The sequence below is a fragment of the Pseudomonas sp. ASL4 genome, from assembly GCF_056680395.1.
The window spans coordinates 1,310,777-1,331,517 of sequence record NZ_CM155280.1; the positions used below are offsets into that span (position 1 = coordinate 1,310,777).

Annotated in this window: 20 protein-coding genes; 12 read left to right on the forward strand and 8 right to left on the reverse strand. The window is 59.8% G+C overall.

Going from position 1 to position 20,741, the window contains the following annotated elements; all coding sequences use genetic code 11:
• The first annotated feature begins 8 nt into the window (after positions 1 to 8).
• The 5 genes from AC1MEW_RS05815 to fdhA all read left to right on the forward strand — a co-directional run bounded on the left by AC1MEW_RS05815 (position 9) and on the right by fdhA (position 6,603).
• On the forward strand, positions 9 to 338 hold the full coding sequence (locus AC1MEW_RS05815; RefSeq protein ID WP_201198362.1) for a sarcosine oxidase subunit delta: 330 nt from the start codon (positions 9 to 11) through the stop codon (positions 336 to 338).
• Positions 335 to 3,352 (forward strand): sarcosine oxidase subunit alpha, encoded by a 3,018-nt coding sequence (locus AC1MEW_RS05820; RefSeq protein WP_480425656.1) that lies wholly within the window; start codon positions 335 to 337, stop codon positions 3,350 to 3,352. Before AC1MEW_RS05815 ends, AC1MEW_RS05820 begins: the two co-directional genes overlap by 4 nt.
• Positions 3,353 to 3,508: 156 nt before the next feature.
• Positions 3,509 to 4,141 carry a sarcosine oxidase subunit gamma gene (locus AC1MEW_RS05825; protein WP_201198360.1) on the forward strand — a complete coding sequence of 211 codons (633 nt, stop codon included), beginning with the start codon at positions 3,509 to 3,511 and terminating at the stop codon, positions 4,139 to 4,141.
• A 197-nt stretch (positions 4,142 to 4,338) separates the two neighbouring features.
• A complete protein-coding gene (gene purU, locus AC1MEW_RS05830; RefSeq protein WP_201189863.1) occupies positions 4,339 to 5,196 on the forward strand; it encodes a formyltetrahydrofolate deformylase in 858 nt (285 codons plus the stop codon).
• Between the two features lie 207 nt (positions 5,197 to 5,403).
• Positions 5,404 to 6,603 (forward strand): formaldehyde dehydrogenase, glutathione-independent, encoded by a 1,200-nt coding sequence (gene fdhA / locus AC1MEW_RS05835; RefSeq protein ID WP_007947729.1) that lies wholly within the window; start codon positions 5,404 to 5,406, stop codon positions 6,601 to 6,603.
• Between the two features lie 214 nt (positions 6,604 to 6,817).
• On the opposite strand, the gene AC1MEW_RS05840 is transcribed toward fdhA, so the two are convergent.
• From AC1MEW_RS05840 to AC1MEW_RS05850, 3 genes are read right to left on the reverse strand one after another with little or no spacing between them, the layout of a single operon-like run.
• Positions 6,818 to 7,492 (reverse strand): anti-sigma factor, encoded by a 675-nt coding sequence (locus AC1MEW_RS05840; RefSeq protein WP_480425659.1) that lies wholly within the window; start codon positions 7,490 to 7,492, stop codon positions 6,818 to 6,820.
• Positions 7,489 to 8,133 (reverse strand): sigma-70 family RNA polymerase sigma factor, encoded by a 645-nt coding sequence (locus AC1MEW_RS05845; RefSeq protein ID WP_201256684.1) that lies wholly within the window; start codon positions 8,131 to 8,133, stop codon positions 7,489 to 7,491. Before AC1MEW_RS05845 ends, AC1MEW_RS05840 begins: the two co-directional genes overlap by 4 nt.
• A 55-nt stretch (positions 8,134 to 8,188) precedes the next feature.
• The gene (locus AC1MEW_RS05850; protein WP_201256685.1) at positions 8,189 to 8,782 is read right to left on the reverse strand and encodes a fasciclin domain-containing protein; all 594 of its coding nucleotides are present in this window, start codon (positions 8,780 to 8,782) and stop codon (positions 8,189 to 8,191) included.
• A gap of 344 nt (positions 8,783 to 9,126) precedes the next feature.
• Here AC1MEW_RS05850 and AC1MEW_RS05855 point away from each other — a divergent pair, with 344 nt between their 5' ends.
• Positions 9,127 to 9,678 carry a DUF2780 domain-containing protein gene (locus AC1MEW_RS05855; RefSeq protein WP_201198357.1) on the forward strand — a complete coding sequence of 184 codons (552 nt, stop codon included), beginning with the start codon at positions 9,127 to 9,129 and terminating at the stop codon, positions 9,676 to 9,678.
• Position 9,679: 1 nt separating this feature from the next.
• Here AC1MEW_RS05855 and AC1MEW_RS05860 read toward each other — a convergent pair whose 3' ends face one another.
• Positions 9,680 to 10,567 carry an acyltransferase gene (locus AC1MEW_RS05860; protein WP_201198356.1) on the reverse strand — a complete coding sequence of 296 codons (888 nt, stop codon included), beginning with the start codon at positions 10,565 to 10,567 and terminating at the stop codon, positions 9,680 to 9,682.
• Positions 10,568 to 10,904: 337 nt separating this feature from the next.
• Between AC1MEW_RS05860 and rloA2 the strand changes: the two genes are divergently transcribed.
• The 3 genes from rloA2 to creC are packed head-to-tail and all read left to right on the forward strand — an operon-like array spanning position 10,905 to position 13,569.
• A complete protein-coding gene (gene rloA2, locus AC1MEW_RS05865) occupies positions 10,905 to 11,411 on the forward strand; it encodes a retropepsin-like aspartic peptidase RloA2 (RefSeq protein ID WP_201198355.1) in 507 nt (168 codons plus the stop codon).
• Positions 11,412 to 11,470: 59 nt separating this feature from the next.
• The gene (gene creB / locus AC1MEW_RS05870; protein WP_480425663.1) at positions 11,471 to 12,151 is read left to right on the forward strand and encodes a two-component system response regulator CreB; all 681 of its coding nucleotides are present in this window, start codon (positions 11,471 to 11,473) and stop codon (positions 12,149 to 12,151) included.
• Positions 12,151 to 13,569 (forward strand): two-component system sensor histidine kinase CreC, encoded by a 1,419-nt coding sequence (gene creC / locus AC1MEW_RS05875; protein WP_480425665.1) that lies wholly within the window; start codon positions 12,151 to 12,153, stop codon positions 13,567 to 13,569. The genes creB and creC overlap by 1 nt, the downstream gene beginning before the upstream one ends.
• A 13-nt stretch (positions 13,570 to 13,582) precedes the next feature.
• On the opposite strand, the gene AC1MEW_RS05880 is transcribed toward creC, so the two are convergent.
• A complete protein-coding gene (locus AC1MEW_RS05880) occupies positions 13,583 to 14,548 on the reverse strand; it encodes an acyltransferase family protein (RefSeq protein WP_242486359.1) in 966 nt (321 codons plus the stop codon).
• A gap of 272 nt (positions 14,549 to 14,820) precedes the next feature.
• Here AC1MEW_RS05880 and creD point away from each other — a divergent pair, with 272 nt between their 5' ends.
• Positions 14,821 to 16,191 carry a cell envelope integrity protein CreD gene (gene creD, locus AC1MEW_RS05885; protein WP_480425666.1) on the forward strand — a complete coding sequence of 457 codons (1,371 nt, stop codon included), beginning with the start codon at positions 14,821 to 14,823 and terminating at the stop codon, positions 16,189 to 16,191.
• A 210-nt stretch (positions 16,192 to 16,401) separates the two neighbouring features.
• Here creD and AC1MEW_RS05890 read toward each other — a convergent pair whose 3' ends face one another.
• Positions 16,402 to 17,031 (reverse strand): glutathione S-transferase N-terminal domain-containing protein, encoded by a 630-nt coding sequence (locus tag AC1MEW_RS05890; protein WP_480425668.1) that lies wholly within the window; start codon positions 17,029 to 17,031, stop codon positions 16,402 to 16,404.
• A 96-nt stretch (positions 17,032 to 17,127) separates the two neighbouring features.
• On the opposite strand from AC1MEW_RS05890, the gene AC1MEW_RS05895 reads away from it, so the two are divergent.
• Complete coding sequence (locus AC1MEW_RS05895; RefSeq protein WP_480427403.1) at positions 17,128 to 17,346, forward strand: hypothetical protein; 219 nt, start codon at positions 17,128 to 17,130, stop codon at positions 17,344 to 17,346.
• Here the strand turns inward: AC1MEW_RS05895 and AC1MEW_RS05900 are convergent.
• Positions 17,343 to 18,050 carry a 3'-5' exonuclease gene (locus tag AC1MEW_RS05900; protein WP_201256689.1) on the reverse strand — a complete coding sequence of 236 codons (708 nt, stop codon included), beginning with the start codon at positions 18,048 to 18,050 and terminating at the stop codon, positions 17,343 to 17,345. The genes AC1MEW_RS05895 and AC1MEW_RS05900 overlap by 4 nt on opposite strands.
• Positions 18,047 to 19,981 carry a putative nucleotidyltransferase substrate binding domain-containing protein gene (locus AC1MEW_RS05905; RefSeq protein ID WP_207200241.1) on the reverse strand — a complete coding sequence of 645 codons (1,935 nt, stop codon included), beginning with the start codon at positions 19,979 to 19,981 and terminating at the stop codon, positions 18,047 to 18,049. The genes AC1MEW_RS05900 and AC1MEW_RS05905 overlap by 4 nt, the downstream gene beginning before the upstream one ends.
• 259 nt (positions 19,982 to 20,240) lie before the next feature.
• Between AC1MEW_RS05905 and AC1MEW_RS05910 the strand changes: the two genes are divergently transcribed.
• Positions 20,241 to 20,687: a response regulator gene (locus tag AC1MEW_RS05910; RefSeq protein WP_201198332.1), complete on the forward strand. Its 447-nt coding sequence runs from the start codon at positions 20,241 to 20,243 to the stop codon at positions 20,685 to 20,687.
• Positions 20,688 to 20,741: the final 54 nt, after the last annotated feature.

A 20,741-nucleotide genomic window follows, 5' to 3' on the forward strand; every position in this document is an offset into this window, starting at 1 on the left:
AAATCCCCATGTTGCATATCTTCTGTCCTCACTGCGGCGAACTGCGCTCCGAAGAGGAATTCCACGCATCCGGTCAGGCGCACATCCCGCGTCCACTGGATCCGACTACCTGCACCGACGAGGAGTGGGGCGACTACATGTTCTTCCGCGATAACCCTCGCGGTCTGCACCACGAACTGTGGATTCACGCCGCCGGTTGCCGTCAGTACTTCAACGCGACCCGCGACACCGTGACCTACGAGATTCTCGAAACCTACAAGATCGGCACCAAGCCACAATTCACCGACAAGACCGACAGCCCGAAAGCGGCCGCCACGGCTCTGGGAGAGAAGGTATGAGCCAGATCAATCGCCTGTCCAACGGCGGACGGATCGACCGCAACAAAGTGCTGAGCTTCACCTTCAACGGCCTGGTCTACAAAGGCTTTGAAGGCGATTCCCTGGCTGCAGCCTTGCTGGCCAACGGTGTCGACATCATCGGTCGCAGCTTCAAGTATTCCCGGCCACGCGGCATCTTCGCCGCCGGTGCCGAAGAGCCGAACGCGGTGCTGCAGATCGGCGCCACCGAAGCTACGCAAATCCCGAACGTGCGCGCCACGCAACAAGCGCTGTACCAAGGTTTGGTCGCCACCAGCACCAACGGCTGGCCGAGCGTGAACAACGACATGATGGGGATTCTCGGCAAGGTCGGCGGCAAGCTGATGCCGCCGGGCTTCTACTACAAAACCTTCATGTACCCGCAATCGTTCTGGATGACTTACGAGAAGTACATTCGTAAGGCTGCCGGTCTTGGCCGCTCGCCGACCGAGAACGATCCGGACACCTACGACTACATGAACCAGCACTGTGACGTGCTGATCGTCGGCGCCGGCCCTGCTGGCCTGGCCGCTGCATTGGCCGCTGCGCGCAGCGGTGCTCGTGTAATCCTGGCCGATGAGCAGGAAGAGTTCGGCGGCAGCCTGCTCGATTCCCGCGAAAGCCTCGACGGCAAAGCGGCGACCGAATGGGTTGCCAGCGTCATCGCGGAACTGAAAGACACCCCGGACGTGCTGCTGTTGCCGCGCGCCACCGTCAACGGTTACCACGACCATAACTTCCTGACCATTCACGAACGCCTGACTGATCACCTCGGCGACCGCGCTCCGATTGGCCAGGTCCGTCAGCGTATTCACCGGGTTCGCGCCAAACGCGTAGTACTGGCGACCGGCGCTTGCGAGCGTCCACTGGTTTACGGCAACAACGACGTGCCGGGCAACATGCTCGCCGGCGCTGTGTCGACTTACGTTCGTCGTTACGGCGTAGCACCGGGCAAGAAACTGGTGCTGTCGACCAACAACGACCACGCCTACCGCGTTGCATTGGATTGGCTCGATGCCAGCCTGCAAGTCGTCGCGATTGCCGACGCCCGCAGTAACCCGCGCGGTGCGTTGGTTGAAGAGGCACGCGCCAAAGGCATCCGCATCCTGACCGGCAGCGCCGTGATCGAAGCCCGTGGCAGCAAGCACGTTACCGCGGCTCGCGTGGCGGCGATTGATGTCAAAGCCCACGCTGTGACCAGTCCTGGCGAATGGCTGGATTGCGACCTCGTTGCCACTTCCGGCGGCTACAGCCCGGTGGTCCACTTGGCTTCGCACCTGGGCGGCAAACCGACCTGGCGTGAAGACATCCTCGGTTTCGTACCGGGCGAAGCACCGCAGAAACGCGTGTGCGTCGGTGGCATCAACGGTGTCTATGGTCTCGGCGATTCCCTGGCCGATGGTTTTGAAGGGGGCGCTCGCGCTGCCAGCGAAGCCGGTTTCAGTGTGGTCGAGGGCGTACTGCCCAAAGCCCTGACTCGTCATGAAGAGCCGACTCTGGCGCTGTTCCAGGTGCCGCACGAAAAAGCGACCGCACGGGCGCCGAAGCAATTCGTCGACCTGCAAAACGACGTCACCGCCGCCGCTATCGAACTGGCGACCCGCGAAGGTTTCGAGTCGGTCGAGCACGTCAAACGCTACACCGCGCTGGGCTTCGGCACCGATCAGGGCAAGCTCGGCAACGTCAACGGTCTGGCCATCGCCGCCCGCTCGCTGAACGTGACCATCCCGCAAATGGGCACCACGATGTTCCGCCCGAACTACACGCCGGTGACCTTCGGCGCTGTAGCCGGCCGTCACTGTGGGCACATCTTCGAACCAGTACGTTTCACCGCGCTGCATCACTGGCACGTAAAAAACGGTGCTGAATTCGAAGACGTCGGTCAGTGGAAACGTCCGTGGTACTTCCCGAAAAACGGCGAAGACCTGCACGCCGCGATCAAGCGCGAATGCAAAGCCGTGCGCGACAGCGTCGGCCTGCTGGACGCGTCGACCCTCGGCAAGATCGACATTCAAGGCCCGGATGCGCGGGAGTTCCTGAACCGCATCTACACCAACGCCTGGACCAAGCTCGACGTGGGCAAAGCCCGCTACGGCCTGATGTGCAAAGAAGACGGCATGGTGTTCGACGACGGCGTAACCGCATGTCTCGCCGACAACCATTTCGTGATGACCACCACCACCGGCGGCGCTGCACGCGTGCTGCAATGGCTGGAAATCTACCAACAGACTGAATGGCCAGACCTGAAGGTGTACTTCACTTCCGTGACGGATCACTGGGCAACCATGACCCTGTCCGGGCCGAACAGCCGCAAGCTGCTCAGCGAAGTTACCGACATTGATCTGAGCAACGAAGCGTTCCCGTTCATGACCTGGAAAGAAGGCCTGGTGGGCGGTGTGCCGGCGCGGGTGTTCCGGATTTCGTTTACCGGTGAGCTGTCGTACGAAGTCAACGTGCAAGCCGACTACGCCATGGGCGTGCTCGAGAAAATCGTCGCGGCTGGCAAGCAGTACAACCTGACTCCGTACGGCACTGAAACCATGCACGTACTGCGGGCGGAGAAGGGTTTCATCATCGTCGGCCAGGACACTGACGGCTCGATGACCCCTGACGACCTGAACATGGGTTGGTGTGTCGGTCGCACCAAACCGTTCTCGTGGATCGGCCAGCGTGGCATGAACCGCGAAGACTGCGTGCGTGATCAACGTAAACAGTTGGTGGGCCTGAAGCCGATCGATCCGACCAAATGGCTGCCGGAAGGGGCGCAACTGGTGTTCAACACCAAGCAAACCATCCCGATGACCATGGTTGGTCACGTGACCTCCAGCTACGCGCACAACTCCCTCGGCTATTCGTTTGCCATGGGTGTGGTGAAGGGCGGCTTGAAACGCATCGGTGAGCGGGTGTTCGCACCGCTGGCCGACGGTAGCGTGATCGAGGCGGAGATTGTTTCTTCGGTGTTCTTCGATCCGAAGGGTGATCGCCAGAACATCTAATGGCCTCGAGTCCTGTGGGGTGCCTGCTGACGCCATCGCGAGCAGGCTCGCTCCCACAGGGGAACGCGGTCAAATGTGGGAGCGAGCCTGCTCGCGATGGCGTCAGACCAGCCGCCACAAGGGCCGGACTCAACAGAATTCAGGAACAGGTGCTTTATGACCGCAGCCAATGTTTACCAACAACGCCCAACCACCGGGGCCAAGGCCGAGTCGTCGCTGCATCATGCCGACCTCGCCAGCCTGGTGGGTAAGGGCCGCAAAAACGCCGGCGTGATCGTGCGTGAGAAAAAACTCCTCGGCCACCTGACCATTCGTGGCGATGGCCACGATGCCGCGTTCAGCGCTGGCGTGCACAAGGCCCTGGGCATCGAATTGCCCGGCGCCCTGACCGTCATCGTCAAAGGCGAATCCAGCCTGCAATGGATGGGGCCGGATGAATGGCTGCTGATCGTGCCGAGCGGTGAAGAATTCGCCGCCGAGCAAAAACTCCGTGAAGCGCTGGGCGACCTGCACATCCAGATCGTCAACGTCAGCGGCGGCCAGCAGATCCTCGAACTGAGCGGCCCGAATGTGCGCCAGGTGCTGATGAAATCCACCAGCTACGACGTACACCCCAACAGCTTCCCGGTGGGCAAGGCTGTTGGCACCGTGTTTGCCAAGTCGCAACTGGTGATCCGCCACACCGCCGAAGACACCTGGGAACTGCTGATTCGTCGCAGCTTCTCGGATTACTGGTGGTTGTGGTTGCAGGATGCGGCCGCTGAATACGGGCTTAGCGTTCAGGCCTGATGGATGATCGTTCCCACCTGTGGCGAGGGGGCTTGCCCCCGTTGGGCTGCGCAGCAGCCCCAAATCCTCAAGACGCGGTTTGACTGACACACCGCGTTTGCCGGTTTTACGACTGCTTCGCAGCCGAACGGGGGCAAGCCCCCTCGCCACAGGTCTTCGCAGTCGCGTAGGTATTTTCGAACAGGAGTCACCGCACTATGAGCCGCGCCCCAGACACATGGATTCTGACCGCCGACTGCCCAAGCGTCCTCGGCACCGTGGATGCGGTGACCCGCTTTCTGTTCGAGCAGGGCTGCTACGTCACCGAGCATCATTCCTTCGATGACCGACTCTCGGGCCGTTTCTTCATTCGCGTGGAATTCCGCCAGCCCGACGGCTTCGACGAACTCGCCTTCCGCGCCGGCCTGGCAGAGCGTGGCCAGGCCTTCGGCATGATCTTCGAACTCACCGCGCCGAACTATCGGCCAAAAGTGGTGATCATGGTCTCCAAGGCCGATCACTGCCTCAACGATTTGCTCTACCGCCAGCGCATCGGCCAGTTGTCGATGGACGTGGCCGCCGTGGTCTCCAACCACCCGGACCTCAAACCGTTGGCCGACTGGCACCAGATTCCGTACTACCACTTCCCGCTCGACCCGAACGACAAACCGTCGCAAGAGCGTCAGGTGTGGCAGGTGATCGAAGAGTCCGGCGCCGAACTGGTGATCCTTGCCCGTTACATGCAGGTCCTGTCGCCGGAACTGTGCCGCAAACTCGACGGCAAGGCGATCAACATTCACCACTCCCTGCTGCCGGGTTTCAAGGGCGCCAAGCCGTATCACCAGGCCTACAACAAAGGCGTGAAACTGGTCGGCGCGACGGCGCACTACATCAACAACGACCTGGACGAAGGCCCGATCATCGCCCAAGGCGTGGAAGCGGTGGACCACAGCCATTACCCGGAAGATTTGATCGCCAAGGGGCGGGATATCGAAGGCCTGACCCTGGCCCGAGCGGTTGGTTATCACATTGAACGACGAGTGTTTTTGAACGCCAATCGCACGGTCGTTCTTTAGGACGCCTTCGCGAGCGAGCCCGCTCCCACAGGGGATTTGTGTCTGCCCACAAATCTCGGGTACACCGCAAAACCAATGTGGGAGCGGGCTTGCTCGCGAAGAGGCCATAACAAACAACAAAAGACACAAGCACTAACCCGAGCAATCAACGCGCCGCCGCTCCATGGCGACGCGACCGCTACATAAAAACAACAGCGAGGTGAAAGCATGTCTGGCAATCGTGGTGTGGTGTATCTCGGCAATGGCAAGGTCGAAATACAGAAAATCGACTATCCGAAAATGCAGGACCCGCGCGGCAGGAAGATTAATCACGCTGTCATCCTGCGTGTGGTGTCCACCAACATCTGTGGTTCCGATCAGCACATGGTGCGCGGTCGTACCACGGCTCAAACCGGCCTGGTGCTGGGGCATGAAATCACTGGTGAAGTGATCGAGAAGGGCAGCGACGTCGAAAACCTGCAAATCGGCGACCTGGTGTCCGTACCGTTCAACGTCGCTTGCGGGCGCTGCCGTTCCTGCAAAGAGATGCACACCGGTGTTTGCCTGAGCGTTAACCCGGCCCGTCCCGGCGGTGCTTACGGTTATGTCGACATGGGTGACTGGACCGGCGGCCAGGCTGAATACGCGATGGTGCCGTACGCTGACTTCAACCTGCTGAAACTTCCGGATCGCGATCGCGCGATGGAAAAAATCCGCGACCTGACTTGCCTCTCCGACATCCTGCCGACCGGTTACCACGGCGCAGTGACGGCCGGCGTTGGTCCAGGCAGCACCGTGTACATCGCCGGTGCCGGCCCGGTCGGTCTGGCGGCTGCCGCTTCGGCTCGCCTGCTGGGCGCGGCGGTGGTGATCATCGGTGACGTCAACACCGTGCGCCTGGCGCATGCCAAGGCTCAGGGTTTCGAAATCGCTGACCTGTCCCTCGACACTCCGCTGCACGAACAAATCGCTGCATTGCTGGGCGAGCCAGAAGTGGATTGCGCCGTCGACGCCGTAGGCTTCGAAGCGCGCGGTCACGGTCATGACGGCGTGAAACACGAGGCACCGGCTACCGTGCTCAACTCGCTGATGGGCGTGGTTCGCGTGGCGGGCAAAATCGGTATTCCGGGCCTGTACGTGACTGAAGATCCGGGTGCTGTGGACGCTGCCGCGAAAATGGGCAGCCTGAGCATTCGCTTTGGTCTGGGCTGGGCCAAATCCCACAGCTTCCACACCGGCCAGACGCCTGTGATGAAGTACAACCGCCAACTGATGCAGGCAATCATGTGGGACCGTATCCACATTGCCGACATCGTTGGCGTGGAAGTCATCAGCCTGGATGACGCACCACGTGGCTACGGCGAGTTCGATGCCGGCGTACCGAAGAAGTTTGTGATCGATCCGCACAAGCTGTTCAGCGCGGCGTAAGGCTTCACGCAATGCAAAACGGCGACCCTCGGGTCGCCGTTTTTTATTGGTAGAACACAAACCCTGTGGCGAGGGAGCTTGCTCCCGCTGGGTTGCGAAGCAACCCCAAAACCACACACCGCTTTGTTTCAGGCTGAACGTGTCTGGTGGTTTTACGACTGCTGCGCAGCCGAGCGGGAGCGAGCTCCCTCGCCACAAAAGCTCATCGGTACTTTCAGAGTGCCGCCAACGCCCCCTGATACAACACCGGCCCCGTCGGTTGCCCGGTCGGCGAACCACCCTTCGGCTCCAGGCTCACCGCCAACGCAATCGGCTTGCCGATCAGCGCCTTCTGCGCCTCGCTCAGCTCAACCTTGCCCTTGCCGCCCGCCGGAATCACCCCCAGGGAAATCGGCTTGCCGTTCGCCGGTATCGCCCACAGTTCCAGGCTGCGTCCCGGATCAACTGCCGCCAACGTCAACGGCTCAACTTGCAGGTAATTCTCGTGCGCTTGTACCTTGAGCGCCGGTTGCGCATCGGCCGTCAGCAGGGTCGCGCTGTAACGTGCTTCATCACGGTTATAAAGCACGCTCAGGAACATAACCACCGCCAGTGCACACACCGCGACCGTGACCCGTATCCAGTTCCAGAACGAACGCTTCTCTGGCACGTGCAGTTCTTGCGGATCGATGCGTGCGGTGATGCCTTGCCACACGCGATCCGGCACCGGTTGTTCAGGTAATGCTTCGGTCAGGCTGGTGAGGCTGTCCTGCCAGTTCGCCAGTTCCGCACGCAGAGCGGCGTCCTCCAGCAACAACTGTTCAAAACGCCGGCGAGCCGCAGCAGGCATCAAGCCGATGGCGTAATCGGCGGCAAGGGCGCGGCGCAAGGTCGGGGTTTGATAGTTCATGATTCCAGGCACCTGCGCAGGCGCTCCATACCGCGGCGGATCCAGGATTTGACCGAGCCCAGCGGCGCGGCCAGGTGTTCGGCCAGTTCAGCGCAGGACAGCCCCTGAAAATAGGCGACGGTGATCGATTGGCGCTGCATGCCTTCGAGGCTTTCCAGGCACTGGTTCAGGGCCTTGGCTTCGCGGGCGCGGTTTAACAATTCATGGGCCGAAGGGCTTTCATCCTCCAGGGCCTGTTCTTCAAGATCGGTCAGCGGCCGGTCGCGGTGTTTGCGCAATTGGTCGATGGCTTGATTGCGGGTGATGTTGATCATCCAGGTCAGCGGTGCCGACAGGTGCGATTCATAGCGCGAGGCGTTGTTCCAGATCCGTACGAAGCTTTCCTGCAGCACCTCTTCGGCCAGGTCATGCCGACCCATGAAACGCAGGGCGACACCGTGCAAGCGCGGGCCGACGCTGCGGTAAAGCGTCTCGAACGCGCGGCGGTCACCCAATGAACACTGGGCCAGAAGCTGCCTGAGCTGATCGGTGTCGGCGATGGAAATAACGGTTCTCCGGGCAATCGAGATAGCGGTGGTTGGCTGCGAGCGGTGCCGGTTGCAGGCAGAGGTTAGTTCACGGCGCGCAGTTGTTCCATTCACGGGCGGATACCTCAGGAAAACGCCGACCCCGATGCGCGGGGCCGGCGAGCACTGCTCAACCTTTGGGCATCAGCACTTTGTCGATGACCTGAATTACCCCGTTGGACTGGTTCACGTCATAGGTGGTGATGTCGGCGACGTCGCCTTTTTCATCCTTGATCACGATGTTGTGCGGGCCATTCATCATCGCCCACAGCTTGCCGCCGGCGACGGTGGTGAGTTCGGCGGTGCCGCCGCCGGCCTTGATCTTCTCGGCCAGGGTCATCATGTCGAGCTTACCGGCGACCACGTGATAGGTGAGGATGTGGGTCAGGGTCGCTTTGTTGGCTGGTTTGAGCAGGGTATCGACAGTGCCGGCGGGCAGGGCGGTAAACGCTGAGTTGACCGGGGCGAACACGGTGAACGGGCCTTTGCCTTTGAGGGTGTCGACCAGGCCGGCGGCTTTGACTGCGGCCACCAGGGTGGTGTGGTCGGCGGAATTCACGGCGTTATCGATGATGTCTTTGCTAGGCATCATGGCTTGGCCGCCAACCATCACGCTGTCATGACTCATGCTCGCCGCTTGCACGCTGTTCAGGGCGAATCCGCCGCCAAGGGCCAGGGTCAGCAGGCTGGCAATCAACGGGGTTTTGATCGAAGTGCGTTTCATGGGGGTGATCCTTGTGGGGGAGAATCGGCCAGGAGTGTCTGTCCGTGCTTGATATACGCAGGGGCGGCTAGACTGGATGCAGCACAACGGAATTCTTTTCTGACTGTGGTCAATTGTGGCGAGGGGGCTTGCCCCCGTTGGGTCGCGAAGCGGCCCCCGCATTTTCCAGGCTGATCGCATTCAACGGGCCGACGACTGCTTCGCAGCCGAACGGGGGCAAGCCCCCTCGCCACATAAAGCCCGCTCCTACAGGGGACAGGGAACAATCCTCTGGGGTGCCAGTCCAACACACAGTTTTTCGCCGTCCATGGGTGGGCGGTTTTATGCCTAAAGAGGTTGTCTCGATGAAGATTTCACGCGGTTTTGCACTGGCTTCGCTCATGACCCTGGCCGCCAGCCCGGTCTTCGCAGCATTCAGCCTGGACGATGTGACCAAAGCGGCTTCGAGCATGCAGGGCGGCGATGCGGCCACTAATGCCGCGCCGACCTCGCAAACAGCGGGCCTGCTCGGTGCGCTGACTTCGCAACTGAACGTTACCCCGCAACAAGCCGTCGGCGGCACCGGGGCAATGCTGGGGCTGGCGAAGAATCAACTGAGCTCCACCGATTACTCGCAACTGGCCAAAGACGTGCCGGGGTTGGACAAACTGTCCGGCGGCGGTCAGATGGGGGCGTTGGCCGGGATGCTCGGTTCGTCCGGTAAATCGGCCGGTCTGGAAAATGCCTTGGGTAATGTAAAAAGCACCAGCGACATGAACAGCGCGTTTGGCGCCCTGGGCATGGACAGCGGGATGGTCGGCAAATTTGCCCCGGTGATCCTCCAGTACCTCGGTGGCCAAGGCGTTGGCGGTCCACTGCTGAAAAGCCTGGGCGGGATCTGGGGCGCTGGCAGCTGATTCAACGGCTTTCGGCGCGCAACGCGTCGATGCGCTGATCCTTTTCGATCCAGAGCTGGTTGACCCAGTTCTGGATCGTTTCGCGAAACACCGGATCGTTTTCGTAATCCCCCTGCCACAACGCCGGGTCCAGTTCGCGGGTCTGGATATCGATGATGACCTTCGGTACGTTGCCGCTGATCAAATCCCAAAACCCCGGAATCCGTTGCTGCGGATACACCATCGTCACATCCAGAATGGCGTCCAGCTGTTCGCCCATCGCCGCCAGTACAAACGCCACACCGCCGGCCTTCGGCTTGAGCAGGTGCCTGAACGGTGATTGCTGCTGAGCGCTTTTTGCCGCGGTAAACCGTGTGCCTTCCAGATAATTCACCACCGTTACCGGCTGGCGTTTGTACAGCTCGCACGCGGCTTTGGTGATCTCCAGATCCTTGCCGGCCAGTTCAGGGTTCTTCGCCAGAAACGCCTTGGTGTAGCGCTTCATGAACGGATAATCCAGCGCCCACCAGGCCAGGCCCAGGAACGGCACCCAGATCAATTCTCTCTTGAGGAAGAATTTGAAGAACGGCGTGCGCCGGTTCAGGGTCTGGATCAGCGCTGGGATGTCGACCCAGGATTGGTGGTTGCTGATCACCAGATAAGACGTATCGCCACGCAGGTCATCGCCACCGCGAATGTCCCATTGGGTTGGGATGCACAGCCGGAAGATCAGCTTGTCGATTTCGGCCCAGGTTTCGGCGATCCACATCACCGACCATGAGGCGTAGTCGCGATAACGGCCGGGCAGGACCAGTTTGAGCAGGGCAAACACCATCAGCGGGCCGAACAGGACCAGGGTGTTGAGTAACAGCAGCAGGGTAACGAAACAGCCGGTGAGCAGGCGGCGCATAAGTAACTCTTGGACGAATTTTGGCGCGTCATGATAAGCAGCTTCGGGCGGCAGGCCAAATCGGGGGTGACGAATGTTTCACCTTTACGGCGTTATGCTTCAGGCCATATGAAATAACCTGTGGCGAGGGAGCTTGCTCCCGCTGGGTTGCGAAGCAGCCCCAAAACCAAACACCACGCTGTTTCAGGTGTACCGAGTGAACCGGATTTACGGCTGCTTCGCAGCCGAACGGGAGCAAGCTCCCTCGCCACAAAGGTCTGTGCCAGTTCAACTATCATTGTTTTTTGCGGTCTAGAATTCGGCCTATGCGCCCCAATTCCCCAAGGAAGCCCATTACGTGAAATCCCTCCTTGCACTGCTGACCCTCGTGGCCCTGCCGGTCATGGCCGCCGAGCCGACCCTGTACGGGCGTTACGAATACATCGCGCTGCCGGAAATCGGCGGTGAAGTCCTCAAGGCCAAGATGGACACCGGCGCCCTGACCGCGTCGCTGTCGGCCAAGGACATCGAAACCTTCACCCGTGATGGCGAAGACTGGGTGCGCTTCCGTCTCGGCACCAAGGACGCGAGCAACAAGGTCTACGAGCACAAGATCGCGCGGATCAGCAAGATCAAGACCCGCGCCGAAGAAGACGAAGACGACAAGGACGTGAGCGCCCCGACCAAGCGTCCGGTGGTTGATCTGGAATTGTGCCTGGGCAACGTCAAACGCACGGTCGAGGTTAATCTCACCGACCGCAGCAGCTTCAACTATCCGTTGCTGATCGGCGCCAAGGCCTTGCGCGAGTTTGGCGCTGCGGTGAACCCGGCACGTCGCTTTACCGCGGATAAACCTGACTGCTGATTGACGGGATGTGAGGCTTGGGCCACCGTTGCGCAACTTAACTGCCGTGCTCGGACGCTATGCCTCATATCCTGATTGTCGAAGACGAAGCGGCCATTGCCGACACGTTGATTTTTGCGTTGCAGGGTGAAGGCTTCACCACGACCTGGGTGAGCCTCGGCGAGGCCGCGCTTGAGCATCAACGCCAGACCCCGGCCGATCTGATCATTCTCGACATCGGCCTGCCGGACATCAGCGGCTTCGAGACTTGTAAGCAATTGCGCCGCTTCAGCGAGGTGCCGGTGATCTTCCTCAGCGCCCGCGACGGCGAAATCGACCGGGTGGTGGGCCTGGAGATTGGCGCCGACGATTACGTGGTCAAGCCGTTCAGCCCGCGAGAAGTGGCGGCGCGGGTCCGGGCGATTCTAAAGCGCATGGCACCCCGTGCCGTGGCCGAAGTTTCACCGGTGCTGTTTCGCGTCGACAGCGAACGGGTGCAGATTAGCTATCGCGGCGAGCCCCTGAGCCTGACCCGCCACGAATTCCGTCTGCTGCAATGCCTGCTGGAACAACCCGAACGGGTGTTCAGCCGCGAGCTATTGCTCGACGCCCTGGGTGTGCCGGCCGATGCCGGTTACGAGCGCAGCATCGACAGCCATATCAAAAGCGTGCGCGCCAAGCTGCGGCTGGTGCGAGCCGACTCCGAACCGATCCAGACCCATCGCGGCCTCGGCTACAGCTACAGTCCGGGGCACAGCTGATGGCGCTGGGCATCCGGATCTTTCTGGTCTATGTGCTGTTTATCGGCCTGACCGGTTACTTCGTGCTCAACACCGTGATGCAGGAAATCCGCCCCGGTGTGCGCCAGACCACCGAAGAAACCCTGGTAGACACGGCCAACCTGATGGCCGAGATCCTGCGCGATGACTTCAAGGCCGGCACTCTCAACCAGAATCACTGGCCAGAACTGCTCAACGCCTATGGCGAGCGGCAGCCGAAGGCAAGCATCTGGGGCCTGACAAAGAATCAGGTCAACAACCGCATCTACGTCACGGATGCCAAAGGCATCGTGGTGCTGGATTCCAGCGGTGTAGCGGTGGGCCAGGATTACTCGCGCTGGAACGATGTTTACCTGACCCTGCGCGGCGAATACGGTGCGCGCTCGACCCGCAGCGATCCCGACGACCCGAGTTCCTCGGTTATGCACGTAGGCGCGCCGATTCGTGACAACGGCCAGATCATCGGCGTGGTCACCGTGGCCAAGCCCAACAGTTCGCTGCAACCCTACGTCGACCGCACTGAACGGCGATTGGTCTATTACGGCGCCGGGCTGATCGGCCTCGGTCTGCTGTTTGGCGCGCTGCTGTCGTGGTGGCTGAGCGCGGCGCTGCGACGGTTGACTGCTTATGCCCAGGCGGTCAGTGAAGGTCGACGGGTCGAGGTGCCGCATTATCGCGGCGGCGAACTGGAGCAACTGGCGACAGCCGTGGAGCAGATGCGCACGCAACTCGAAGGCAAGGCCTACGTCGAGCGCTACGTGCACACCCTGACCCATGAATTGAAAAGCCCATTGGCGGCGATTCGCGGCGCGGCGGAGTTGCTTCAGGGCGAGATGCCGTTGGCCCAGCAGCAGCGTTTTGTCAGCAACATCGACAGCGAAAGTGCGCGGATGCAACAGTTGATCGAGCGGTTGCTGGACCTGGCTCAGGTCGAGCAGCGTCAAGGGTTGGAAGAACGAGTTGAAGTGCCGTTGGCGGCGTTAGTGGAAGAACTGCTGGACGCTCAGGCTGCGCGGATTGAAGGCAAACAATTGTGTGTTGAACAGAGGATTGCCGAGGATCTGGTTTTGATCGGTGAGCCGTTCCTGTTACGTCAGGCGTTGGGCAACTTGCTGGAGAACGCGCTGGATTTCACGCCGGCGCAGGGTGTTTTGCGATTCAGTGCCGAGCGGGTTGGTGAGCAGGTTGAGTTCAGGTTGTTCAACCAGGCTCAGGCGATTCCCGACTATGCGTTGCCACGCTTGAGTGAGCGGTTTTACTCGCTGCCGCGGCCGGACAGTGGGCGCAAAAGCACTGGGTTGGGGCTTAACTTCGTTGAAGAGGTGGTTAAGTTGCATGGAGGGCAATTATGGGTTGGCAATGTGGGCGGTGGCGTCGAGGCTCGGGTTCGCTTGCCTTGAGGTCCTTGGTAACTCAAGACACCGCCGAATCAGGCACTGATTTACGAGGCTTGTTTCGGTGGGCCAAGGCAAGTACCGGCCGTTCGATGAGCAACCATGAAAGAGTTGCCAGGCTAATGACAATGACGGTTGAAACGGCCATGGAAGGGAAGAAGGCCAGTTGTGTTTTATTGATGACCAATTGCTGTACGGGAAAGGCATACAGGTACATGCCATAGGAGATATCGAACCGTCCTCTGATGTTTTTATCAACGTACAACAAACCCAGACTGAGGGTTGCCAGGCTGATCCCCAGAGTTGCCAGAACCCAGACCATCGAAGTACCCAGTGATGCGAATACCAGAAGACAGCAAGCCACCAGGGTTATTGCCTTTGTGCGCACGCCACTGAAGCGGTCTTTATAAAACGCTATCAATGACCCGGCGAAAAACGCGATGCCGGCTGCGCAGTAGGCCAGAAGCTTCTGTGCCAGGGCATTCATCGGGTAGTTGCCCAGCACATAAGTCGCTATGCAAAATAGCAAGAGCAGCGTCCAAGGCATCATGGCTTTGCGGTATAGGGTCAGCACTAGTGCGAGCAGAATATAAAAAGCGAACTCGATTTTTAATGTCCACAGGCTTCCATTGAAGGATTCGCTGAATACGAAATCGCTGGTTATTTCATCAATAGTTGCCCGCCCGAACGCTGAAATTCGCAGAAAGTCGATGAGGGCTTCTTTCCCCGAGACATAGTCGCTGGCAAAAAAAGCCCCGGCTACATAAGTCATTACGAATGAGCAAACGATGAGCGCAGGAAAGATCCGGGCGACGCGTTTCACCAGATAGTCCTGAAGGCTGGCGGCATTCAAATAGCTGAGGGTAATCAACAACCCGGAAATGGCAAAAAAACAAAGCACCGCCACACCGCCCAGCGAGTTGTAACCTTGAATGACGGGCTCGTTCATACCCGCTAACACATAGTGATGACTTACCAGGACCATAAGGGCGGCAAGGTGCCTGATCAGGTCAAACGAGTTGTTTCGCAATGGAGCGCTCCTTGTCTGGTCTGCTTTGGAGCAAACCAACGGCCAAAATATTGAGCTGTACTTGGCCGGAAAATACTCCGGTAAATACCCGGAGATGGCCTTAAGGGGCCGCAGTGTGCCTAGGTGCAATCGGCTTTTACAGGCATTTCCACACAATCCCCACATAGCCTCCACGAAACCCCCACACACCCATCCCAGACTTCCCCCATCCAAACAGGGAGAGTCCCATGAACCGCAACCTGACCATAAAACTCGGGGCGATTGCCCTACTGATACTGTTATTGATGATTCCGTTGCTGATGATCAACGGCGTGATCCAGGACCGTCAGCAACTGCGCGACGGTGTGCTCGAAGACATCGCCCGCAGTTCCAGCTACAGCCAGCAGTTGAGCGGGCCGCTGATGGTGGTGCCGTATCGCAAAGTGGTGCGCACCTGGAAACTCAACGAGAAAACCAACGAGCGTTACCAGGAAGTCGGTGAAGAACGCGGTCGTCTGTACTTCCTCCCGGAACACTTCGAACTGGATGGCCAGGTTCAGACCGAGCTGCGTTCCCGGGGCATTTATGAAGCGCGGCTGTTCCATGCCGACAACCGCATCAGCGGCCATTTCACGATCCCTGAACAACTGGGCATCAAGGAAGACTTCGCCGACTATCAGTTTGACCAGCCGTTTCTGGCTGTGGGTATCAGCGACATTCGCGGCATCGAAAACGCGCTGAAACTGGAACTCGATGGTCAGCGCCTGGACTTCGTACCTGGCAGCCAGGTCGGCTTCTTGGGGGAGGGCGTGCACGTGATGCTGCCGGCGTTGAATACCAGACAAGCCACGGAACTGGCCTTCGGTTTCGACCTGCGTTTGCAAGGCACCGGTCAGTTGCAAGTGCTGCCGGTGGGCAAGACCAGCAAAGTAGCGTTGGCCGCCAACTGGCCGCACCCCAGCTTTATCGGCAACTACCTGCCGGCCCAGCGTGAAGTCACCGATCAGGGCTTCACCGCGAATTGGCAGACCACGTTTTTCTCCACCAACCTGCAAGAAGCCTTGAACAGTTGTGTCTCCGGCGCTGGCTGTGACGCGTTCAACGGTCGTAGCTTCGGCGTGAGCTTCATCGACCCGGTGGACCAGTACCTCAAAAGCGATCGGGCGATCAAATATGCGCTGCTGTTCATTGTCCTGACCTTCGCCGGTTTCTTCCTGTTCGAAGTGATGAAAAGCCTGGCGGTGCACCCGGTGCAATATGCGTTGGTGGGCGTGGCCCTGGCGTTTTTCTACCTGTTGTTGCTGTCGTTGTCCGAGCACATCGGTTTTGCCTTGGCGTATGTGTTGTCGGCGAGCGGATGTGTGTTGTTGATCGGGTTCTATGTCTGCCACGTACTGCGCAGCGTGCGTCACGGCTTGAGTTTTTCGGCGGGGTTGGCGGCGTTGTACGGTTTGCTTTATGGCTTGTTGAGTGCCGAGGATTACGCGCTGTTGATGGGCTCGTTGTTGCTGTTCGGGTTGCTGGGTGTGTTCATGGTGCTGACCCGCAAGCTGGACTGGTACGGGATTGGGCAGAAGTCGGCCAAGCCGTTGGCGTTTGATATTGGAGCGGTGGAATGAGCCGGTCGTTGGGGTTGCGTGAGGATCAGCGGGAAGGGGAGGTGTTGGCGACGCTTATCTTTGGGTTGTTTCCGTTAGATCCGGTGTGGTGCATTCGCGAGCAAGCCCGCTCCCACAAGGGATCTCCAGTGAACACAATATATGTGCAAACCACCGATCAAATGTGGGAGCGGGCTTGCTCGCGAAGAGGCCGGTCCAGCCTATGAAGAGCTAAACCTTCGGCATCGTCGCCAACATCGAAGGCCGCTGACTCACTTCAAAAAACCACTCGGCCAGCTTCAGATTCGCCTCGCGCCATTCCAGATCGGGATGGCGCAAATCCAGGTAACCCAAGGCACAGGCCACACTGATCGCCGCCACATCGAAATGACTGGTCAGCTCGGCAATCGCATCCGCTTCCAGCAACGCCAAGGCACGGCGAATCTTCTCGCGCTGGGCATCAAGCCACTGCTCCCATTGTTTCTCCGGGGCGCGCAACGCTTGCTCGTAACGAATCATCACCGCAGCGTCCATGATCCCGTCGGCCAGGGAGGCCAGGGTCATGCGGCGCCAGCGGGCCGAGCCCTCGCGAGGGATCAGTGGATTGCCGACATGCTGGTGATCGAGGTAATCGAGAATCACCCGGCTGTCATGGATAACGTTGCCATCGGCCAGGCGCAGGGCCGGGATCTTGCCCAGTGGGTTGTCTTCGCAGAGCGCCAGGTCCGGGCTGACCGGCGTGAGTTGGCTGAGTTGCAGGGCAACACGATCGGTCTGACCGGTCTCGTGCAGCAGCACCATGACTTTGCGAACGAAGGGCGATGCGGGGTTGTGGAACAGGGTCATGCTCGGGGCGGACATGGCAGTGTCTCGATCAGTGGCAGTGCCGGGCAGCATAGCGCGTTGACCCGATAGCTCAAGATCAGAAATGCGGCTCGAAACCTGTAGGAGCAAAGCTTGCTCCTACAAGGATTGTGGTGTTTTGATCGGTCAGCGGCGTTGCAGCAACCCGCGCAAAGCGAGGAAGGCGGGGATGCCCAGACCCAACTAGCTCAAGGCATCCCACACGCCATCGCCCAACAGCGCGGAGAACAACCCGGCGGCACTGAGCAGTGCGATCACCGTTGGGGTGGCGCAGGGAAGCAATTGGCGTCAGACGAGGCACCGGATATCTAAAACGAAGGCGCCCGCTGCCGTCGCTTCCACTGACTCAAACGCTGCTGCAGATTCAATGGGCTGTGAATCTGCTGCTGCCGCGCCCGGCTGAACAAGATCAACGCCAATTCCGCTGTGGCCAATGCATCGGCACTGGCGTTATGCCGCTCGAAGACTTCGAGCTTGAACCACTCAATCCACTCATCCAGCCCGGCCTCGCGGATGTTCGCCTGCGGGCAGACCAGCGGTGCAATGTCCGCCACATCCAGAAACGGATGCTGCAGCTTGTAGCCCAGATGATCTTTCAACGCGCGCCCGAGCATGTGCTGATCGAACGGCGCATGAAACGCCAACACTGGGCTGTCGCCCACAAACTCCATGAACTCGATTAGTGCCTGCGCCGGGTCACTGCCGGCAGCAATCGCGCTAGGCCCCAGGCCATGGATCAACACACTCGGCGCCAACTTCATGTCAGCACATTGCAGCGTGCGTTCGAATTGCTGACTGAAATCAATCGCGCCGTCCTCGATCACCACGGCGCCGATGGACAGCACCCGATCCTTGTTCAGGTTCAGCCCGGTGGTTTCCAGATCCAGCACCACCCAGCGTTGCTCGCGCAGGCTGCATTCACTCAACTGGGCGCCGACCGGCAAGCGTTCCAGGCGTTGTTGCAGATCCTCGGGCAGCAGCGGGGCGGCGGGGCGTAGCCATGAAAACAGACTCATAGCTGATACCGCAGGGTCAGGCTGCTTTGCAGGCGTTGGGCCTGGCGCAGGGACTCACGCAGGATGCGCCGGTCCAGATGATTGAGGCTGTCGGGATCGACGCGGTTGGAGTAGGGCAAGTTCTCCCGGGTCTGTAGTTGATGTTGCTGCATGCGGGTTTGCTGAATGAAGTGATACGCCTCTTCATACGCCGCACCGTCCAACCGTTCGATGACTTCTTTGGCGACCAGTTGGCGGAAGCGCTCCAGGGTGTTGTTGGTTTCAATGCCATTGGCCAGGGCGAGCAATCGGGCACCGTCGACAAAAGGCGTCAGCCCCTGGACTTTCAGGTCCAGCGTGGCTTTCTCGCCATTCTTGCGCGCCAGCACGAACTCACGGAAGCGTCCCACGGGCGGCCGGTTGCGCAAGGCATTGTCGGCCATCATCCGCTGGAACAACCGGTTATCCGCCACCTGATCGAGAATCCCTCGGCGCAGTTGTTCGCAGCCTTGTTCATCACCCCAAACCACCCGCAAGTCGAAATAAATGCTCGAGCCCAGCAGGTTCTCCGGCGTCGCCTCGCGGATAAACGCCGCGAACCGCCGGGCCCACTCGGCCCGGGACAAACACAGCTCAGGGTTGCCGGCCATGATGTTGCCCTTGCACAGGGTGAAGCCGCAGAGCGCCAGGCTCTGGTTGATCTGTTGGGCGATGGGCAGCAATTTGCCGCGGATCTCGGCGGCATGCGCAGCGTCCCGGGCCTCAAACAGAATGCCGTTGTCCTGATCGGTGTGCAGCGTTTGCTCGCGACGACCTTCGCTGCCGAAGCACAGCCAACTGAACGGGATACCTGGGTCGCCTTTCTCTGCGAGGGTCAGCTCGATCACCCGGCACACGGTGTGGTCGTTGAGCAGGGTAATGATGTGAGTGATTTGGGTCGAAGAGGCACCGTGGGCCAGCATGCGCTCGACCAACTGGCCGATCTCGCCGCGCAGTGCCACCAGGTTTTCCACCCGCTGGGCGCTGCGGATGGTTCGGGCCAGGTGCACCAGATCGACCCGTTGCAGGGAGAACAGATCGCGCTCGGACACCACGCCGCACAGACGCTGATCCTTGACCAGACAGACGTGGGCGATGTGCCGTTCGGTCATGGCAATCGCCGCGTCGAAAGCGCTGTGGTCCGGCGTCAGGAAAAACGGCGCCTGGGTCATGTGCCGATCAATGGCTTCGCTGAAATCGGTGGTCCCGTCGGCGACAACCTGGCGCAAGTCGCGCAGGGTGAAAATCCCCAGGGGCGCCTTCTGCTCGTCGACAATCACGATGCTGCCGACCTGTTGCTCATGCATCAGGGTCACGGCTTCACGCAGCGGCGTGGCCAGGCTGCACGTCACTGGGTGACGCATGGCCAACTCGCCCAGCCGCGTGTTCAGCGAGTACTGGGTGCCAAGGGTTTCCACGGCTTTTTGCTGGACTTGCTGGTTGACCTGATCCAGCAGGCTGCTGACCCCGCGCAAGGCAAAGTCGCGAAAGGTATTCGACAGGGCGAACAGCTTGATGAAGGCCAGTTTGTTCAGTTGCAGGCAGAAAGTGTCTTCGGCGGCCAGGTGTTCGGTACGAGTCGCCCGCTCACCCAGCAACGCGGCTAAAGGGAAGCATTCCCCCGTGGTGATTTCGAAGGTGGTTTCGGTGCCACCCTTGGCCGTGTGCGGGCGTTCGCCAACCACCCGGCCCTGCTTGACGATGTAGAAATGCTCAACCGGGCCGTCGGCGGGCTTGATAATGCTCTCGCCGGGACCGTAGAAACGCAGCTGACATTGCTCCACCAGGTAGGCCAGGTGGGCATGTTCCATCTGATTGAAGGGCGGGAAGCGCTGGAGGAATTGCAAAGTGCCCTGAATGTTCTGCAACACCGCGGTTTTCCCTGCCTGGGTGAAGGCATCCGCTTTACTCATAACTATTACCGCAGTCTTTTTTGAATTGTTGTTGTCGGATCGTTCAGCCATGGTCGGCCCCTGCGTGCGGGGTGCCCATTGGACGTAAGTCTAGGTAGTCGGTGGATATGTCTATATTTGAGAGAAGTCCTACACACTTTGTGCGTAAAACCTTTCAATTTGCCTCTAGGAAAAATATCCGACGAAGTGCACATTGAAGCTCTGCTTAGCGATGTCTGACCATTGTGCTAGGGGATTGATTGAAAACGTAGAGTAAGCCATGTCCGACCACGATATTTTGAGTGACGCCGAGCGCGAGGCGCTCAGTGCGATCATGCTGGAACCCGATCTTCCGCCGCAGCGGGTGTTGATCGTTGACGACGACAAAGACGCTCGAGAACTGCTATCGGAGATCCTTGCGCTGGATGGCGTACGTTGCATGACCGCCGCCAGTGGCGAAACCGCGCTCAAACTGTTGGACACAACGCCTTCGATTGGCCTGGTAATTACCGATCTGCGGATGAAGAATGTTGATGGCCTGGACTTGATCCGCGAAGTGCGCGAGTCGGTCCGGGCGGCGATGCCGATCATCATCGTGTCCGGCGATGCCGACGTGAAGGACGCGATCGCCGCCATGCATTTGAGCGTGGTGGATTTTCTGCTTAAACCGATTGATACCGTTAAGTTGCTGGCGTTGGTCAAGCATGAGCTGGGGATGGAACCTTAACAAAGACTTCAAGCTGAGAGGGCTTTTGTGGCGAGGGGGCTTGGCCCCGTTGGG

Excerpts from the sequence above, each read along its gene's own strand:
- AC1MEW_RS05855 (WP_201198357.1), top strand. The coding sequence starts at position 9,127 with ATGAAGATTTCACGCGGTTTTGCACTGGCTTCGCTCATGACCCTGGCC.
- AC1MEW_RS05820 (WP_480425656.1), top strand. The coding sequence starts at position 335 with ATGAGCCAGATCAATCGCCTGTCCAACGGCGGACGGATCGACCGCAAC.
- AC1MEW_RS05840 (WP_480425659.1), bottom strand. The coding sequence starts at position 7,492 with ATGAACTATCAAACCCCGACCTTGCGCCGCGCCCTTGCCGCCGATTAC.
- purU (WP_201189863.1), top strand. The coding sequence starts at position 4,339 with ATGAGCCGCGCCCCAGACACATGGATTCTGACCGCCGACTGCCCAAGC.
- AC1MEW_RS05815 (WP_201198362.1), top strand. The coding sequence starts at position 9 with ATGTTGCATATCTTCTGTCCTCACTGCGGCGAACTGCGCTCCGAAGAG.
- AC1MEW_RS05850 (WP_201256685.1), bottom strand. The coding sequence starts at position 8,782 with ATGAAACGCACTTCGATCAAAACCCCGTTGATTGCCAGCCTGCTGACC.
- fdhA (WP_007947729.1), top strand. The coding sequence starts at position 5,404 with ATGTCTGGCAATCGTGGTGTGGTGTATCTCGGCAATGGCAAGGTCGAA.
- AC1MEW_RS05905 (WP_207200241.1), bottom strand. The coding sequence starts at position 19,981 with ATGAGTAAAGCGGATGCCTTCACCCAGGCAGGGAAAACCGCGGTGTTG.
- creD (WP_480425666.1), top strand. The coding sequence starts at position 14,821 with ATGAACCGCAACCTGACCATAAAACTCGGGGCGATTGCCCTACTGATA.
- AC1MEW_RS05860 (WP_201198356.1), bottom strand. The coding sequence starts at position 10,567 with ATGCGCCGCCTGCTCACCGGCTGTTTCGTTACCCTGCTGCTGTTACTC.
- AC1MEW_RS05880 (WP_242486359.1), bottom strand. The coding sequence starts at position 14,548 with ATGGTCCTGGTAAGTCATCACTATGTGTTAGCGGGTATGAACGAGCCC.
- AC1MEW_RS05890 (WP_480425668.1), bottom strand. The coding sequence starts at position 17,031 with ATGTCCGCCCCGAGCATGACCCTGTTCCACAACCCCGCATCGCCCTTC.
- creC (WP_480425665.1), top strand. The coding sequence starts at position 12,151 with ATGGCGCTGGGCATCCGGATCTTTCTGGTCTATGTGCTGTTTATCGGC.
- AC1MEW_RS05910 (WP_201198332.1), top strand. The coding sequence starts at position 20,241 with ATGTCCGACCACGATATTTTGAGTGACGCCGAGCGCGAGGCGCTCAGT.
- AC1MEW_RS05900 (WP_201256689.1), bottom strand. The coding sequence starts at position 18,050 with ATGAGTCTGTTTTCATGGCTACGCCCCGCCGCCCCGCTGCTGCCCGAG.
- creB (WP_480425663.1), top strand. The coding sequence starts at position 11,471 with ATGCCTCATATCCTGATTGTCGAAGACGAAGCGGCCATTGCCGACACG.
- AC1MEW_RS05825 (WP_201198360.1), top strand. The coding sequence starts at position 3,509 with ATGACCGCAGCCAATGTTTACCAACAACGCCCAACCACCGGGGCCAAG.